Below are 15,610 nucleotides of genomic sequence, written 5' to 3' on the forward strand. Positions count from 1 at the left end.
GGGGAGCCCATGGCGCACGTGTACGACCACGGTGGCGGCGTCCGTTCCCTCCAGGTCCCGATCCCGGACAACCCCCTCGGCCACACCCTTGTGTACGTGGTCGACACCGACCGCGGCCCGGTCCTCATCGACACCGGCTGGGACGACCCGACTTCCTGGGACACTCTCGCCGAGGGCCTGACGGCCTGCGGTACGTCCCTCTCCGAGCTGCACGGCGTGGTGATCACCCATCACCACCCCGACCACCACGGCCTGTCGGGCAAGGTGCGGGAGGCCTCCGGCGCCTGGATCGCCATGCACGCGGCCGACACGGCGATCGTGCGCCGGACCCGCGACACCCGCCCGGAGCGCTGGTTCACGTACATGGCGGCCAAGCTCGTGGCCGCCGGCGCCCCCGAGGAGCACGTTGCCCCACTGCGCAAGGCCCGGCGCCGCACCCTCCCCGGCCTCTCCCCCGCGCTGCCCGACCGGGAGATCGTCCCCGGCGAGCTCCTCCCCCTCCCCGGCCGACGGCTGCGCGCGATCTGGACGCCGGGCCACACCCCGGGTCACGTCTGCCTGCACCTGGAGGAAGAACACCCGTCCCGGCTCCCCGGCCACGGACGCCTCTTCTCGGGCGACCATCTGCTCCCGGAGATCACCCCGCACATCGGCCTGTACGAGGACCCGGACGACAATGGGGGTCCCCCCTGCTCGAACGGAGTCGAGAGCTTGGGGGACGTCACCGACCCCCTCGGCGACTACCTCGACTCACTGGAACGCGTCGGCCGCCTGACCCCCGCCGAGGTGCTCCCCGCCCACCAGCACACGTTCACGGACGCACCCGCCCGCGTGCGGGACCTGCTGGCACATCACGAGGAACGGCTGGCCGGACTCCTGGCCCTGCTCGTCGAACCCCTCACACCCTGGCAACTGGCCGAGCGGATGGAGTGGAACCGCCCCTGGGACCAGATCCCCTACGCCTCACGCACCATCGCGGTCTCGGAGGCCGAGGCCCATGTCCGCCGCCTGGTGAAACAGGGCCGCGCGGAGGCGGTGGCGGGGAGCGAGCCGGTGGCGTATGTGGCGGTGTGATCCGTGACCTCGGACACAGAGCCCGGAGGCAGTGCCCCCTGCGCACAGCCACCCCTCAGCCCTCCGCTTGCGTGCCGGTAGAGTGACCGCGTCGTCATCACACCCGTACGGGGGAAAGCCGGTGCAATTCCGGCGCTGACCCGCAACCGTGAACCGCCGTAAGGGCGGTGAGCCGGACCGCCTCGCACGGGACGTTGAACGGCTCACGTGCGCCGGGGTCCGCCCGCGCACGGCACCGTCGAGGTATACGGAGCCGAGCCGCCCGGGGTGTCCCGTGCTGCCCGACTCCCCGCAGGGAGAGGCACCCGCCGATCATGAACGTACGCCGCTGTGCCGCGGTGCTGGGAGCCGTCGCCGTGATCGGCACGGCCACGCCCGCCATAGCCGCCGACCCGTCCGCATCCGCGTCCCCGTCGACGGCGCTCCCGTCCGGCCTGTACGGCACCGCGGACCCGAAGTACGACGGCGTCTGGCGCCAGTCGCTGGCGATGATCGCCCAGCGCGCGGTGGATGTGACCCCCGCGGAGAAGGCCGTGGACTGGCTGGCCGGGCAGCAGTGCGCGAACGGCGCGTTCGCCGCCTTCCGCGCCGACCCGGCAAAGGCCTGCGACAGCGGCGTCATGGTCGACACCAACAGCACGGCCGCCGCCGCACAGGCCCTGAAGGCCGTCGGTGGACACGACAGCGAGATCCGCAAGGCGGTGGCCTGGCTGAAGTCGCAGCAGAACAAGGACGGCGGCTGGGGCTACACCCCGCACGGGCCCAGCGACACGAACTCCACGTCCGTCGTCATCGGCGCCCTCGCGGCGGCGGGCGAGGACCCCGCCGGCGTCCGCACGGGCGGCAAGTCGCCGTACGACCTGCTGGCGAAGATGTCCCTCCCCTGCGACGCGAAGGCCGGCGGCGCGCTCGCCTACCAGCCGGACAAGAAGGGCGAACTGGCGGCCAACGCGGACGCGACCGCGGCCGGGGTCATGGGCGCCCTCGGCAAGGGGTTCGTGGCGACGGCCGTGCAGAGGCAGGCCGACTACGGACAGTGCGCCAAGGACAAGCCGCTCACCGCGCGCGGGGTCTCGGGCAACGGCGCCGCGTACCTGGCGGTGACGCTCCTCCGCAACGACGACCACCTCAAGTCCGCGCTCCCCGGCGCCAAGGACCAGCCCGACTACGGCAACACCGCCGACGCGGTCGTCGCGCTCGCCGCGCGGGGCTGGAAGACGGAGGCGGAGAAGCCGTACGCCTGGCTGGAGAAGAACGCCCTCCCCTGGGCCGAGCAGAGCGGCCCGGCCGCCTACGCCGAGCTGATCCTCGCCGCCCACGCCATGGGCAAGAACCCGTTCGGCTTCGGCGGCACGAACCTCGTTCAGGCGCTCAACGCGACCGGGCCGGCCCCGCAGCTGCCCAAGAAGCCCACCGGAGCCGAGGTCCCGAAGCCTGACGACTCCGACTCGGACCACGGCGTCTGGTGGATCGTCGGCACCGGTCTGGTCGCGGGCATCGGCATCGGCTTCCTGATCAGCAGCCGCAGGAAGCGGCAGCAGCCGTGACCGCCGTCCGCCGTGCCGTGCCGCTGCTGATGGCCGCGCTCGTCCTCTGGGCGTCCGCGGGCCAGGCCGAGGCCGTCGGATACCGCTACTGGTCCTTCTGGGAACGCGACGGCCACCGCTGGACGTACGCCACCCAGGGCCCGTCGACGGCCCGTCCCGTCGACGGGGACGTGCAGGGCTTCCGCTTCGCGGTGAGCGCGGCCTCCTCCGACGCCACCCGTCCGCGCGGCACGGCGGACTTCGACACGATCTGCTCCGCCACACCCGCCGCCAAGGGAAAGAAGCGGGTGGCGCTGGTCATCGACTTCGGTACGTCTGCGGACGCCCCGTCCGGCGAGACTCCGCCGACCCGGCGAACGGCCTGCGCCCGCGTGTCCCCCGACGCGACAACGGCCGAGGCCCTGGCCGCGGTCGCCAAGCCCCTTCGCTACGACACCAACGCCCTGCTGTGCGCGATCTCGGGCTATCCGCAGAAGGGGTGCGGGGAACAGGTGAGCGCGGAGAAGAAGGCCCCCGCGGAGAAGGCGACGTCAACGGATCATCACGGCCCATCGGTGGGACTGCTGGCCGGGGTGGGCGTGGTGGTGCTCCTGGGAGCCGCAGCGGTGTGGCAGGCACGGCGCCGCAGGAATGCATAGCCGCCCTCGCCGCGGGCAGTCGGCGTCGGCGCCGGTGAGCGTCCCAACCCCCCGGCAAAAGCGCCGCAGCGCCTTGCACCCCGGCGCCTGGTGGCTCTGGTCCCTCGCCCTCGGTACCGCCGCCACCCGCACCACCAACCCCCTCCTCCTCGCCCTCCTCATCGCCGCGTCCGGCTACGTCGTCGCCACCCACCGCACCGCGGCCCCCTGGTCCCGCTCCTACTCCGCCTTCGCCAGACTCGCCCTCGCCGTCCTCCTCATCCGCCTCGCCTTCGCCCTGCTCCTCGGCTCCCCCATCCCAGGCACCCACGTCCTCGTCACGCTCCCCGAAGTCCCCCTCCCCCACTGGGCGCAGGGCATCCGGCTCGGCGGTGAGGTCACGGCGGAGGCGCTCGTCTTCGCGCTGTACGACGGTCTGAAACTGGCCACGCTGCTGATCTGCGTCGGCGCGGCGAACGCCCTCGCCAACCCGGCCCGGATGCTGAAGTCCCTGCCCGGTGCGCTGTACGAGATGGGCGTGGCCGTGGTCGTCGCCCTCACGTTCGCCCCGAACCTCGTCGCCGACGTCCAGCGGCTGCGCGCCGCCCGCCGCCTGCGCGGCCGCCCGGACCGTGGCATACGCGGGCTGCTGCAGGTCGGACTCCCGGTCCTGGAGGGCGCGTTGGAGCGTTCGGTCGCCCTGGCCGCCGCGATGGACGCCCGCGGCTACGGCCGCAGTGCCGATGTCCCCGCCCCGGTCCGCCGTACGACCACCGCGCTCACCCTCGGCGGTCTGCTGGGCGTCTGCGCGGGAACGTACGGACTGCTGACCGCCGAGGGCGGCACGTACGGCCTGCCGGTCCTGCTCGCCGGAGTCGCCGCCGCCCTCGCGGGCCTGCGCCTCGGTGGCCGCCGCACCCTGCGCACCCGCTACCGCCCCGACCCCTGGGACCTGCGCGCCTGGCTGGTCGCCGGTTCCGGTGCCGCGGTCGCCGCGCTGCTCGCCCTGGCGTCCGCGAGCGATCCGGAAGCCCTGCACCCGGGCGTCGTCCCCCTCACCGCGCCCGCCCTCCCGCTGTGGCCCGCGGCCGCCGTGCTGCTCGCTCTGCTCCCCGCCTTCATCGTCCCCAAGGAGCCGTCGTGATCCGCTTCGAGGATGTCTCCGTGACGTACGAGGACGCGGCCCAACCCGTCGTCCAGGGCCTGGACTTCGAGGTCCCCGAGGGTGAACTCGTGCTGCTCGTCGGCCCGTCCGGGGTCGGGAAGTCCACCGTGCTCGGCGCGGTCAGCGGGCTCGTCCCGCACTTCACCGGCGGCACCCTGCGCGGCCGTGTCACCGTCGCCGGCCGGGACACCCGTACGCACAAGCCGCGCGAACTCGCCGATGTCGTCGGCACGGTGGGCCAGGATCCGCTCGCGCACTTCGTGACGGACACGGTCGAGGACGAACTCGCCTACGGGATGGAGTCGTTGGGGCTCGCGCCGGAGGTGATGCGGCGCCGGGTCGAGGAGACCCTCGATCTGCTGGGCCTCGCCGACCTGCGCGACCGGCCCATCGCCACCCTCTCCGGCGGCCAGCGGCAGCGCGTCGCGATCGGCTCCGTGCTCACCCCGCACCCCAAGGTGCTGGTCCTCGACGAACCGACCTCCGCGCTCGACCCGGCGGCCGCGGAGGAGGTGCTCGCCGTGCTCCAGCGTCTTGTCCACGACCTGGGTACGACCGTCCTGATGGCCGAGCACCGGCTGGAGCGGGTGATCCAGTACGCCGACCGGGTCGCCCTGCTGCCCGCCCCGGGCGCCGCGCCGGTCCTGGGCAGCCCGGCCGAGGTGATGGCCGTCTCCCCGGTGTATCCGCCGGTGGTGGACCTGGGCCTGCTGGCGGGCTGGTCCCCGCTGCCGCTGACCGTGCGGGACGCGCGTCGGCGGGCAACAGAACTACGGGACCAGCTCAGCGGGCGGGAGGCGCCGCACACGACAGCGACAGCGGCGGCCGCGACCGTGCCCGCGCCCCGTGTCCCCGCCCCCCGCCGTTTCCTGCGCCGGCGCACCCCCGAGGCCACGTCCCCGCAGGTCGCCGAGGTCAGTTCGCTCGCCGTCCGGCGTGGCCGCGTGGACGCGCTGCGGCATGTGGACCTCCGCGTCGCCCCCGGCGAGACGGTCGCCCTCATGGGACGCAACGGCGCCGGGAAGTCCACGCTGCTGAGCGCGCTCGTCGGGCTCGTCGAACCGTCGGCCGGATCGGTCCGGGTGGGCGGCGCCGTCCCCCACCGCACCGCTCCCCCCGAGCTGGTCCGCCGCGTCGGCCTGGTGCCGCAGGAACCCCGCGATCTGCTGTACGCGGACGCGGTCGCCGCCGAGTGCGCGGCCGCCGACCGGGACGCGCGGGCCGAGCCCGGCACGTGCCGTGCGCTGGTCTCCGGTCTGCTGCCCGGCATCGGTGACGACACGCATCCGCGCGATCTCTCCGAGGGCCAGCGGCTCGCGCTCGCCCTGGCCGTCGTGCTCACCGCCCGCCCTCCGCTGCTCCTGCTGGACGAGCCGACCCGCGGTCTGGACTACGCGGCGAAGGCGCGTCTGGTCACCGTGTTGCGCCGGCTCGCCGCCGAGGGCCACGCCATCGTGCTGGCCACGCACGACGTGGAGCTGGCGGCCGAGATCGCCCACCGGGTCGTCCTGCTCGCCGAGGGGGAGGTCATCGCCGACGGTCCCACGGCCGACATCGTGGTCTCGTCCCCGTCCTTCGCGCCCCAGGTCACCAAGATCCTGGCCCCGCAGCAGTGGCTCACGGCCGCCCAGGTACGGGAGGCACTGGCATGACCCCGCAGGCCCGGCCCATCCGCCTCGGCCCCCGCTCCACCACCGCCCTCGCCCTGGTCGGCGCGGTCGGGGTGGTCGCCTTCGGGTGGCCGTTCCTCGCCCCGCCCACCTCGCAGCTCAGCGCCCATGCCCAGGACGCGCCCTGGCTTTTCGCCGGTCTGCTGGTCCTGCTCGTCGCGGTCGTGGCCGCGACGCTCTCCGAGTCGGGGCTCGGGGCGAAGGCCGTCGCCATGCTGGGGGTGCTGGCGGCGACCGGGGCGGCGCTGCGGCCGATCGGCGCGGGTACCGCCGGGATCGAGCCCATGTTCTTTCTGATGGTGCTCAGCGGACGGGTCCTCGGCCCGGGATTCGGCTTCGTCCTGGGCTCCATCACCATGTTCGCGTCGGCGCTGCTCACGGGCGGGGTGGGCCCCTGGATGCCGTTCCAGATGCTCGCCATGGGGTGGTTCACCATGGGCGCGGGGCTGCTCCCGGGGCCGGACCGGCTGCGCGGCCGCGGCGAGCTCGCGCTGCTCTCCCTGTACGGCTTCCTCGCCGCCTTCGCCTACGGCACGGTCATGAATCTCTCGGGCTGGCCCTTCATGGGCGCCCTCGCGTCGGGCATCGCCTTCGACCCGCACGCCGCGGTCCCCGCGAACCTGGCCCGTTTCGTCGCGTACTGCCTGGCCACGTCCCTCGGCTGGGATCTGGGCCGGGCCCTCTGCACGGTCGTACTGACCCTGACGCTCGGCCCCGCGCTCCTGAGGGCGCTGCGCCGGGCCACCCGCCGGGCCGCCTTCGAGACCGCGGTCACATTCGACCCGCCGGCCCGGTGACCCCTGGGTGAGGGCGTGTGCGCGGACCGTCGGCGGGGCGGTGAAGCACCCCACATGACGCAGGTCACCTACGATGCCCGTTCGTAGGACGACTTGTCCGATATGCCCGACTGCGCACCCCGACTGACCTGCACTTTGAGACCCACGCCACACAAGCGGCGATTCCCCCCGATGCGGCCACAACTAGTAAAAGGGGGCATTGCGGGCGGGTTTCGGGGCTGCTTCTCTGGACGACGTCGCAAGGCGCCACGAACCCCCGGGTCGCGGCGCCGACGTACGGCCCGACCGCGCACCACACGGTGACGGTGACGGCCTACGGCGGCCCCTTGTCCCCGACGAAGAGGTTTTCCGTGTCCGTCTCTTTCATCCGCCGCATCGCTTCCCCGAAGAAGGCTCTCACCGCTGCCGCTCTGGCCGCCGCCACGACCGGCATGGTGCTGACCTCGGCTCCCGCCCAGGCCGCCACCACCGCCTCGCCTTCCGACGCCCAGGCGATCGCGCACAAGATGATCCCGGACGCCGCGCAGTACAACGCGTTCAGCAAGATCGTCGAGCACGAGAGCGGCTGGAACGTCTCCGCCACCAACGCCTCTTCCGGCGCGTACGGCCTGGTCCAGGCCCTGCCCGGCTCGAAGATGGCCTCCGCGGGCGCCGACTGGAAGACCAACCCGGCCACCCAGATCAAGTGGGGCCTGGACTACATGAACTCGCGCTACGGCAGCCCGGTCGACGCCTGGAACTTCTGGCAGGCCAACAGCTGGTACTGAGCCGCCCCCTCATTCAGCATCCGCACCCTCGCCCTGTACCGGGCGGGGGTGCGCGCGCATGTGCGGGCGTCGGTCCCGTGGTGGACTTGGCAGCAGCCTGATCGTCCGGCCGACCGGAGGACCCATGACGACGGAGGCACCGGACGCGCGGACGCCCGACCCGGAGGCGCGCGGAGTGCGTCTGCTGCCGGTGCTGCTGGTGCTCACGGTGGTGAGCGGCCTGATCGACGCGGTGAGCTTTCTCGGTCTCGGGCACGTCTTCACGGCCAACATGACCGGCAACGTGGTGGTCCTCGGCTTCGCCGCGGCCGGTGCGCCGGCCTTCTCGGTGGCGCACACGGTGACCTCGCTGGGCTGCTTCCTGGCGGGCGCGACGGTGGGCGGCCGGCTCACGCTGTGGTCCGGCGGGTCGCAGCGGACGCGGACGCGGATCACGCTCGCCGTGGAGGCGGCGCTGGTGGGCGTGGCGGCGGTGGCCGCCCTCGTCATGCCGGACCGCAGCGGCACCGCTTACGCGCTCATCGCCCTCACCGCCTTCGCGATGGGCCTGCGCAACGCGACCGTACGCAAGCTGGGCGTGCCCGACCTGACGACCACGGTCCTGACCATGACCCTCACCGGCCTGGTCGCCGAGTCCCCGCTCGGCAGCAACACGGAACGCCGGGCCGCGCGCCGCGTCGCCGCCGTGGTCGCCATGGTGGCGGGCGCCGCGGTGGGCGCCTGGCTGGTGCTCCACCACCACCTGTGGATCGCCCTGCTCATCGCGGCGGCGGTGTCGGGGGTCCTGGCGGTGGTGGCTTCCGGAAGGGAGTGATCGCGGGGGAGGCAGGGGCCGGGGCGTAGGGATCGGGGTGCACCTGCCTCCCTCGGGACGGGCCGGCGGCGCCGGGAGCCGTCGGCCCGAGTTCAACGGGTCAGTCCGCGGTGACCTGGAGTTCCTTGACGCCGTTGATCCACGCGGAGCGCAGACGGCGGGGGTCTCCGGCCAGGCGGAGACCCGGCATCGCGTCGGCTATCGCGTTGAAGATCAAGTCGATTTCCAGGACGGCCAGGGACTTGCCCAGGCAGTAGTGCGGGCCGCCTCCGCCGAAGCCGAGGTGGGGGTTGGGGTCGCGGGTGATGTCGAAGGTGTCGGGATCGTCGAAAACGTCCGGGTCGTGGTTGGCGGAGGCGTAGAAGAGTCCGACGCGGTCCCCCTTGCGGATCTGCTTGCCGCCCAGCTCCGTGTCCTGCGCGGCCGTGCGCTGGAAGGAGTTGACCGGGGTCCCCCAGCGGACGATCTCCTCGGCGGTGGTCGACGGGCGCTCGCGCTTGTAGAGGTCCCACTGCCCGGGGTGGGTGAGGAAGGCGTGCATGCCGTGGGTGGTGGCGTTGCGGGTGGTCTCGTTGCCCGCGACCGCCAGCATCAGCACGAAGAAACCGAACTCGTCCGAGTTGAGGTTGCCCTCGTCCTCGGCCGCCACCAGCGTCGAGACGATGTCATGGGCCGGGCACCGCTTGCGCTCGGCGGCCATGTTCATCGCGTAGGCGATGATCTCGGTGGCCGACTCCGCGCCGACCTCCTCGGTGATCGCGTACTCGGGATCGTCGTACGCGATCATCTTGTTGGACCAGTCGAAGATCTTGGCCCGGTCCTCCTGCGGTACGCCGATCAGCTCGGCGATGGCCTGGAGCGGCAGTTCGCAGGCGACCTGGGTGACGAAGTCGAAGGGCCCGGACTGGGCGAGGGCGCCCTGGACTATCGCATGGGCGCGGGCGCGCAGGCGCTCCTCCAGGGCCCGGATGGCCCGTGGCGTGAAGCCGCGCTGCACGATCTGGCGGACCCTGGTGTGCTCGGGCGGGTCCATGTTGAGCAGGATCAGCCGCTGCGCGTCGATCGCGTCGCGCTCGATGTGCTCACCGAAGCGGATGATCGCGGTGTTGAGGTAGGAGGAGAAGATCTCCGGGTGCGTGGAGACGTACTTGACGTCCGCGTGCCGGGTCACGGCCCAGTAGCCGTCGTCCGCGAACCCGGCCAGGCCGTGCGGCTGCGGGATCCAGCGGACCGGTTCCGCCCGGCGCAGCTCGGCGAACTCCGGGAAGGGGACGCGGTGGTGCAGCAGATCGGGGTCGGTGAAGTCGAACCCGTCGGGCAGCGCGGGGCAGGAGGGCATCGGCGACTCCCGTCGTTCTGACGGTCCATCAGGAATTGAGGGTTGCCGCGAAGGTAGTAACGGGTTCTACAAGTCGCAAGACATCCGGCGCACCCAATTGCGTGCAGGAGTCGTGCAGATCGCAACTTCGGAGGGTGCACGACCCTTGCGGCGATGGACGCTCTGTCAGCAGACTTCAAGCAGAACTAGAACGCGTACTAGTTCTGCGTGGCGGGCCGGGCCGGGACGCCCCCGCGCCGCGCGGGTTGACCGAGGAAGGACCCCCCATGGCCGCGGAACCCGTGATCGTCGAAGCCGTACGCACCCCCATCGGCAAGCGCGGCGGCGCGCTCGCCAACCTCCATCCCGCCTACCTCCTGGGCGAGACCTACCGTGAACTCCTCGGCCGCACCGGCATCCCCGCCGACTGCGTCGAGCAGATCGTCGGCGGCACGGTGACCCATGCCGGCGAGCAGTCCATGAACCCCGCCCGTACGGCCTGGCTGACCATGGGGCTGCCGTACGAGACCGCCGCGACGACCGTGGACTGCCAGTGCGGGTCCTCGCAGCAGGCTTCGCACATGGTCGCCAACATGGTCGCGGGTGGAGTCATCGACGTCGGGATCAGCTGCGGTGTCGAGGCGATGTCCCGCGTGCCGCTGGGGTCCGGCTCCAAGCACGGGCCGGGCAAGCCGTTCCCCGACGAGTGGAACGTCGACCTGCCCAACCAGTTCGAGGCGGCCGAGCGCATCGCCCGGCACCGGGGCCTCACCCGGGAGAACGTCGACTCCCTCGGCCTCCTCTCGCAGGAGCGGGCGGCCGTCGCCTGGTCCGAGGAGCGCTTCAAGAAGGAGACGTTCGCCGTCCAGGTGCCCACCACGGAAGAGGAACAGCACGCCGGGCAGGGCATGTGGCGGCTCGTCGACAAGGACGAGGGGCTCCGGGACACGTCGATGGAGGCGCTGGCCGGGCTGAAGCCGGTCATGCCGACGGCCGTGCACACGGCGGGCAACTCGTCGCAGATCTCCGACGGAGCGGCCGCGATCATGTGGGCGTCCAAACGGATGGCGCGGGCACTGAAGCTTCGACCCCGGGCCCGGATCGTCGCCCAGGCGCTGGTCGGAGCCAACCCGCACTTCCACCTGGACGGACCGATCGACGCGACGAAGGCCGTGCTGGGCAAGGCGGGCATGTCCCTGAAGGACATCGACCTCGTCGAGATCAACGAGGCCTTCGCCTCCGTGGTGTTGAGCTGGGCCCAGGTCTTCGAGCAGGACCTGACGAAGGTCAACGTCAACGGCGGTGGAATCGCCCTCGGGCACCCGGTCGGGGCGACCGGGGCCCGACTGATCGCGACGGCCCTGCATGAACTGGAGCGCCGGGACAAGGAGTTCGCGCTCATCACGATGTGCGCGGGCGGCGCGCTTGCCACCGGGACGATCATCCAGCGGCTGTAGCGGTCCAGTTCAGGAACGCGGTGAAGGTGGCGGGTGCGAGGGTGACCACCGGGCCGGTGGGGTTCTTGGAGTCGCGTACGGCTACGGTGGCGCACGGGGCTTCGGCGATCTCTATGCAGTCGCCGCCTTGGTCGCTGCTGTACGACGACTTGCTCCACTCCAGGGCGCCGACGGGGGCGCATTCGACGCAGTTGCCGCCCTGGTCGCTGCTGTGACTGGACTTGCGCCAGGCGAGGACGCCGAGGGGCGCGCACTCGACGCAGCTGCCGCCTTGATCGCTGCTGTAGCTGGACTTACGCCACCGGATCCCCGTCAGAGTCGGGTTGCTCTGCATAGCGTTCCTCCATCACCCGTCGGATCAGCTCCGCCGATTCCCGGAGGGAGAGGGCGGCGGCCTGGAGATGATCGTAACGGAGCGAACAGTCCTTGATGGTGTCCGGGTTGGCGGACGGATGCCCGCTGCCGTAGCCCTCGGTGTAGACGATGGGGGGATCGCCGGGAAAGCGGAAGAGGTCGAACGGGCCGGTAAGCCCCGCGTGCGCCCCCGCCGAGTACGGCAGCACCTGGACGTTGATCCGCGGGTTGTCAACGAACGACAACAGGCGCGCCAGTTGTCCCCGCATCGCTTCTTGATTGCCGATCTTCTGGTACAGCGCAGCCTCCCCCACGATTGCCCAGAAGACGGGGGGCTCCTCCTTCTCGAAGATGCGCTGGCGCGCCAGTCGCACGGCTACCCGGTCGTCCAACCTGCACTGATCCATCGTGCCGAGCACCGCGCGTGCGTATGGCTCGGTCTGCAGCAGGCCATGGACCATGTGAGTGTGAAACGTGCCGATCTCCGTCGCCCGCGCCTCCAACTCCGCCACCTGCTGAAACCACGCCGGAAGTTGACTCCGCATCACCAGAACGACGAGCCGGGACAGTAACCCACCCGTCCCCAGCGCCACATCCGCCCGCTCGCTGAACTCCGGCGTCGGCAGTTTCCGGGCCGTCTCGATCTGGCCGACAAGCGACCCCGTGTAGTTGATGATGTCGCCGAGCTGTTTCTGTGTCAGCCCCGCCGCCTCGCGGTGCCGACGCAGCTCGAAGCCGTAGTAGTCGAGCGCGGAGGCGCCCGGGTCGAGGACGTTGATGTGGGTCACGTACGGTCCCCTCTCGCGCAACTCGGCCCACGGCGGGACCGGTTGTATCCGTTCCGTAGCCCAGCGTAGTCGCGCGAGGTCAGTCTCGTACCGTGAACTACCACCTCCCCCACTACCGCATGAGTCTCACCGCCAGCGACCACTCGGTACGGCACATCCGCCGCATCGTCCGCTCGCTGCTGGACGACTGGGAGCTCACGCATCTCACCGACGCCCTGGAGCTGGGCGTGAGCGAGTTGGTCACCAACGTCGTACGGCACGTCCCGGACCGCCGCTGCTCGATCGCCGTGCTGCGGCTGGCCTCGTCGGTCCGGGTGGAGGTGACCGACGGTTCCGCTCAGGTCCCGCTCCCGCTTCTCGGCCTCGTCCTGGACCAGGAGGCGGAGGGCGGTCGCGGCCTCGCCCTGCTGGACGCCGTGGTCGACAAGTGGGGGGTGTCACCGGGCGTCCTCGGCGGCAAGACCGTCTGGTTCGAGTGCGGGGAGTCGCCGCAGGCGACGAGGCGGTCGCCCTCGGGAGTGCGCTGGTAGTAGACCCTGTTGCCTTCGCGTGTCCGGCCGAGCAGTCCCACCCGGTGCAGCCGGCCCAGGTGGTACGACACTGTCGACGCGGTCAGATGGTGCCGCTCGGCGAGTTCCGTCGTGATCCGGGGGCTGCCCAGGTCGGCCAGGAGGAGGAAGCGGGCCTGTCCGATGACCTGGCCCAGCGAGTCCACCGGACCCGGATCCTCCATGGGAGCACCGCCCTTGGTGCCGGACACCGGATAGGTGAGGTGGGTGCCGTCCTCACCCCATGGGTCATTGCGGATGAGCCACGTCGTCGCCAGCGGTGAGGGACACAGGGTGAATCTCGTGCTCTCGAGCACCTGCAATGTGTGCGGGTCCTGAAGGCGCAGTGCACCGGAACCGTAAGTGAGGGCTGGATGAAGGGAGTTCAGTGTGTCGGCCAGCCCTCGCTCGACCACGGATGCCGCGCGGTGACGGATGTCGGCCTCCGCCACCTCGCGCATCGCGTTCCATCGCGCCGACACGCTGGCCGACCAGAACCGGCTCAGCTCACGGGCGATCCGCTGGGCGAAGGCCTGCTCTCCGGTTTCCAGGGCGTCCGCGATCTTCCGTAACTCGGCCGGGTCCGAACCCTTCCCGGCCCGCGCCGACTCCAGGAACCTCCCCATCTGGTGCGCGACCACCCGAGGCGGTGTCGAGGCCACCGTGTGCAGTTCCTCTTCGAGTGTGCCGTGGCTCTCCGCGCTCGCGAACAGGAATCCGGGAACGTAGCTTCGTTTGACGCGCCGTAATGCCATGAGCAGACCCCCGTCCTGGCGCATGAGGGTTTCACGGACGACTTGTTCCAGCCGGTAGCCACCGCCGGTGACCAGCCCGAAATTGAGCAGAAATCCGATCTGGGCCAGCGGGGAAACAACGAATCTGGCGGCCACGAGAGCGTCAGAGGTCAGACGGACGGAAATCACTCGATCCCCCCATTGTCGACTAGCGGCACACCGCCGATCTGGTCAGGGATCAGCGGCGGACACGCATACGGGGGTCGTCATCAGCGGCCCCCGTCGCCTTCCGTTCGATCCTCACACGACGCCACGATTTCCACCAGATCTAAGATCACCAGATGAGGGACATTCGAGCCTGCTCGAAAGAGGAGTTCAAAGCCGGGTCAGCAGTGGTCGCCGCGCTCGTACACCTCTATCCGCGCGCTGCGGATCGTCTTGCGGGCGCATCGCGTGAAGTGGTCGCGCAGCGTCGCTTCCTTCATCTCCTCCCGGGCACTCCTCTCGTGGCGTTCCCGGGCCGGCTCGCGCACCACGACGATCCGTGGGGCGCGCACCATGCGGTTCCGGATGTCCTTGGGCGGCAACTCGGTGCCGTAGAGCGTGTGCGAGGAGTGCGGTGCGGCGGCGAGCGCGAGGTCGTGCGCGCCGTAGGGCGCGGGCCCCTGTCCGAGCAACCACACGCGGCGGCTGGCGGGCAGGAAGAGCACGCCCTCGCCGGGCGCCACCGTGTCCCGCACGGCGTCGGAGACGGCCGTGACATCGTCGGTGCGGCTCGTCGGGCCGCGCAGATGCGTTCCCACGGGTCCCACGGCGACCAGCACGGCGGCGGCCGCCGCGAGCGCCAGGACCGCGCGCAGGCGCACGGACCGCCACAGCGTGTCGAGGGCGGCACCCACGAGCAGGGCCAGACCGGCCTCGGCGTACAGCACGTAGCGGTCGACGTAGAGGGGCTTGATCGCCGAGGCGAGCAGAAGGGAGGCCGGGGGCACCAGGAGCAGGGGCAGGGCCAGTTCGCCGAGTGCCCGATGAGCGCCCGCGCGCCGGTGCACCCGTGCGGCGGCCGGCCCGGCACCCGCGATCAGCAGGAAGCTCACTACATCGCCGCGTACGGACACCTCGATCCATGCGACCTGTCCCGACTGACGCATGCTCAGCAGCACCAGGGGAGTGACCGCCGCCACCGCGCAACAGCACGCTCCCGCCCACGCCTTCAGGACGGCACGCGGCTGCCGGGCCACGAGCAGGGTGGTGCCGTGCGCGGCGAGAGCGGGCAGCGCGAACTCGTGCAGGAGAGCGGACAGGACGGCCAGCGCGGCATAGCCGGTCCACCAGAGGCCGCGTCGCTCGGCGCACGCCCTGAGCAGGACCCACGTCTGCGCCACCACGAGGGCGGTCACCAGGGCGTAGGAGCGGCCCTCCTGGGCGTAGCGCTGGACGGCGGGCAGCAGCGCGAACACCGTACCGGCGAGGAGTCCGGCCCGTGCCCCGGCCAGCCGTCGGCCCAGTGCGGCGACACCCACCGTGGCACCCGCCATGGCCAGCACCGACGGCAGCCGCAGTGCGACGAGGCCGCCGTCCCAGAGCCGGAACACGGCGTGCATCAGGAGGTAGTAGAGGCCATGCACCACGTCGGCCGTGCCGAGCGTCGCCCACAGGTCGGGCAGGCTGCGGTGAGCCATGTCGTAGGTGACGGCCTCGTCCTGCCACAGCGTGCCCTGTCGGCGGATCCCCCACAGCCCGAGCAGCACGCTGAGCGCGCCGGGGGCCAGGACGGTGAGGTGCCTCGCCGTCCCGGCCCGGACGCCTGGCGGCCGGGGTGGTGCGGCAGGGCGGATGGACCTACCGCGTGTCGCCGTGGACATGGCCGTCTCCTGTTTCTCGTCAGCGGTGTGGAACGGGCGTCGGCAGAAGTCAAGTGGCCGGATCATTGATGGTCAGCCGCCTTCCGGCCCGCCTA

The 15,610-nt window shown here is 71.5% G+C and carries 15 protein-coding genes; 11 read left to right on the forward strand and 4 right to left on the reverse strand.

The window, feature by feature from the left end; translation table 11 throughout:
* Window positions 1-9 precede the first annotated feature (9 nt).
* The 8 genes from N8I87_RS12195 (at window position 10) to N8I87_RS12230 (ending at window position 8,451) form a co-directional block, all read left to right on the forward strand.
* Window positions 10-1,074 carry a Strvi_7410 family MBL fold metallo-hydrolase gene (locus tag N8I87_RS12195; RefSeq protein WP_263208229.1) on the forward strand — a complete coding sequence of 355 codons (1,065 nt, stop codon included), beginning with the start codon at window positions 10-12 and terminating at the stop codon, window positions 1,072-1,074.
* 314 nt (window positions 1,075-1,388) lie between these two features.
* Window positions 1,389-2,621, forward strand: a complete 1,233-nt coding sequence (locus N8I87_RS12200; protein ID WP_263208231.1) for an SCO2321 family membrane protein — start codon at window positions 1,389-1,391, stop codon at window positions 2,619-2,621.
* Window positions 2,618-3,259 (forward strand): SCO2322 family protein, encoded by a 642-nt coding sequence (locus N8I87_RS12205; RefSeq protein WP_263208233.1) that lies wholly within the window; start codon window positions 2,618-2,620, stop codon window positions 3,257-3,259. Before N8I87_RS12200 ends, N8I87_RS12205 begins: the two co-directional genes overlap by 4 nt.
* A complete protein-coding gene (locus tag N8I87_RS12210) occupies window positions 3,252-4,382 on the forward strand; it encodes a CbiQ family ECF transporter T component (protein WP_263208235.1) in 1,131 nt (376 codons plus the stop codon). The genes N8I87_RS12205 and N8I87_RS12210 overlap by 8 nt, the downstream gene beginning before the upstream one ends.
* Complete coding sequence (locus N8I87_RS12215) at window positions 4,379-6,055, forward strand: ABC transporter ATP-binding protein (protein WP_263208237.1); 1,677 nt, start codon at window positions 4,379-4,381, stop codon at window positions 6,053-6,055. Before N8I87_RS12210 ends, N8I87_RS12215 begins: the two co-directional genes overlap by 4 nt.
* Window positions 6,052-6,870: an ECF transporter S component gene (locus tag N8I87_RS12220; protein ID WP_263208238.1), complete on the forward strand. Its 819-nt coding sequence runs from the start codon at window positions 6,052-6,054 to the stop codon at window positions 6,868-6,870. The genes N8I87_RS12215 and N8I87_RS12220 overlap by 4 nt, the downstream gene beginning before the upstream one ends.
* A gap of 350 nt (window positions 6,871-7,220) precedes the next feature.
* On the forward strand, window positions 7,221-7,637 hold the full coding sequence (locus tag N8I87_RS12225) for an aggregation-promoting factor C-terminal-like domain-containing protein (protein ID WP_263208240.1): 417 nt from the start codon (window positions 7,221-7,223) through the stop codon (window positions 7,635-7,637).
* Between the two features lie 124 nt (window positions 7,638-7,761).
* On the forward strand, window positions 7,762-8,451 hold the full coding sequence (locus N8I87_RS12230; RefSeq protein WP_263208242.1) for a YoaK family protein: 690 nt from the start codon (window positions 7,762-7,764) through the stop codon (window positions 8,449-8,451).
* Window positions 8,452-8,551: 100 nt separating this feature from the next.
* Here N8I87_RS12230 and N8I87_RS12235 read toward each other — a convergent pair whose 3' ends face one another.
* Window positions 8,552-9,790, reverse strand: a complete 1,239-nt coding sequence (locus N8I87_RS12235; RefSeq protein WP_263208244.1) for a cytochrome P450 — start codon at window positions 9,788-9,790, stop codon at window positions 8,552-8,554.
* A 266-nt stretch (window positions 9,791-10,056) separates the two neighbouring features.
* Here N8I87_RS12235 and N8I87_RS12240 point away from each other — a divergent pair, with 266 nt between their 5' ends.
* Window positions 10,057-11,226, forward strand: a complete 1,170-nt coding sequence (locus N8I87_RS12240) for a steroid 3-ketoacyl-CoA thiolase (RefSeq protein ID WP_263208245.1) — start codon at window positions 10,057-10,059, stop codon at window positions 11,224-11,226.
* Here the strand turns inward: N8I87_RS12240 and N8I87_RS12245 are convergent.
* Together N8I87_RS12245 and N8I87_RS12250 are read right to left on the reverse strand one after the other, a co-directional pair.
* Complete coding sequence (locus N8I87_RS12245; RefSeq protein ID WP_263208246.1) at window positions 11,210-11,560, reverse strand: DUF397 domain-containing protein; 351 nt, start codon at window positions 11,558-11,560, stop codon at window positions 11,210-11,212. The genes N8I87_RS12240 and N8I87_RS12245 overlap by 17 nt on opposite strands.
* Window positions 11,520-12,368: a helix-turn-helix domain-containing protein gene (locus N8I87_RS12250; RefSeq protein ID WP_263208248.1), complete on the reverse strand. Its 849-nt coding sequence runs from the start codon at window positions 12,366-12,368 to the stop codon at window positions 11,520-11,522. The genes N8I87_RS12245 and N8I87_RS12250 overlap by 41 nt, the downstream gene beginning before the upstream one ends.
* Before the next feature lie 92 nt (window positions 12,369-12,460).
* Here N8I87_RS12250 and N8I87_RS12255 point away from each other — a divergent pair, with 92 nt between their 5' ends.
* Both N8I87_RS12255 and N8I87_RS12260 read left to right on the forward strand, forming a co-directional pair.
* Window positions 12,461-12,898: an ATP-binding protein gene (locus N8I87_RS12255; protein ID WP_263208250.1), complete on the forward strand. Its 438-nt coding sequence runs from the start codon at window positions 12,461-12,463 to the stop codon at window positions 12,896-12,898.
* Between the two features lie 453 nt (window positions 12,899-13,351).
* A complete protein-coding gene (locus N8I87_RS12260; protein ID WP_263208251.1) occupies window positions 13,352-13,645 on the forward strand; it encodes a hypothetical protein in 294 nt (97 codons plus the stop codon).
* 391 nt (window positions 13,646-14,036) lie between these two features.
* On the opposite strand, the gene N8I87_RS12265 is transcribed toward N8I87_RS12260, so the two are convergent.
* Window positions 14,037-15,515 (reverse strand): glycosyltransferase family 39 protein, encoded by a 1,479-nt coding sequence (locus N8I87_RS12265; protein ID WP_263208253.1) that lies wholly within the window; start codon window positions 15,513-15,515, stop codon window positions 14,037-14,039.
* Window positions 15,516-15,610 lie beyond the last annotated feature (95 nt).

Origin of the sequence: Streptomyces sp. HUAS 15-9 (assembly GCF_025642155.1) — a bacterium.
GTDB lineage: Bacteria > Actinomycetota > Actinomycetes > Streptomycetales > Streptomycetaceae > Streptomyces.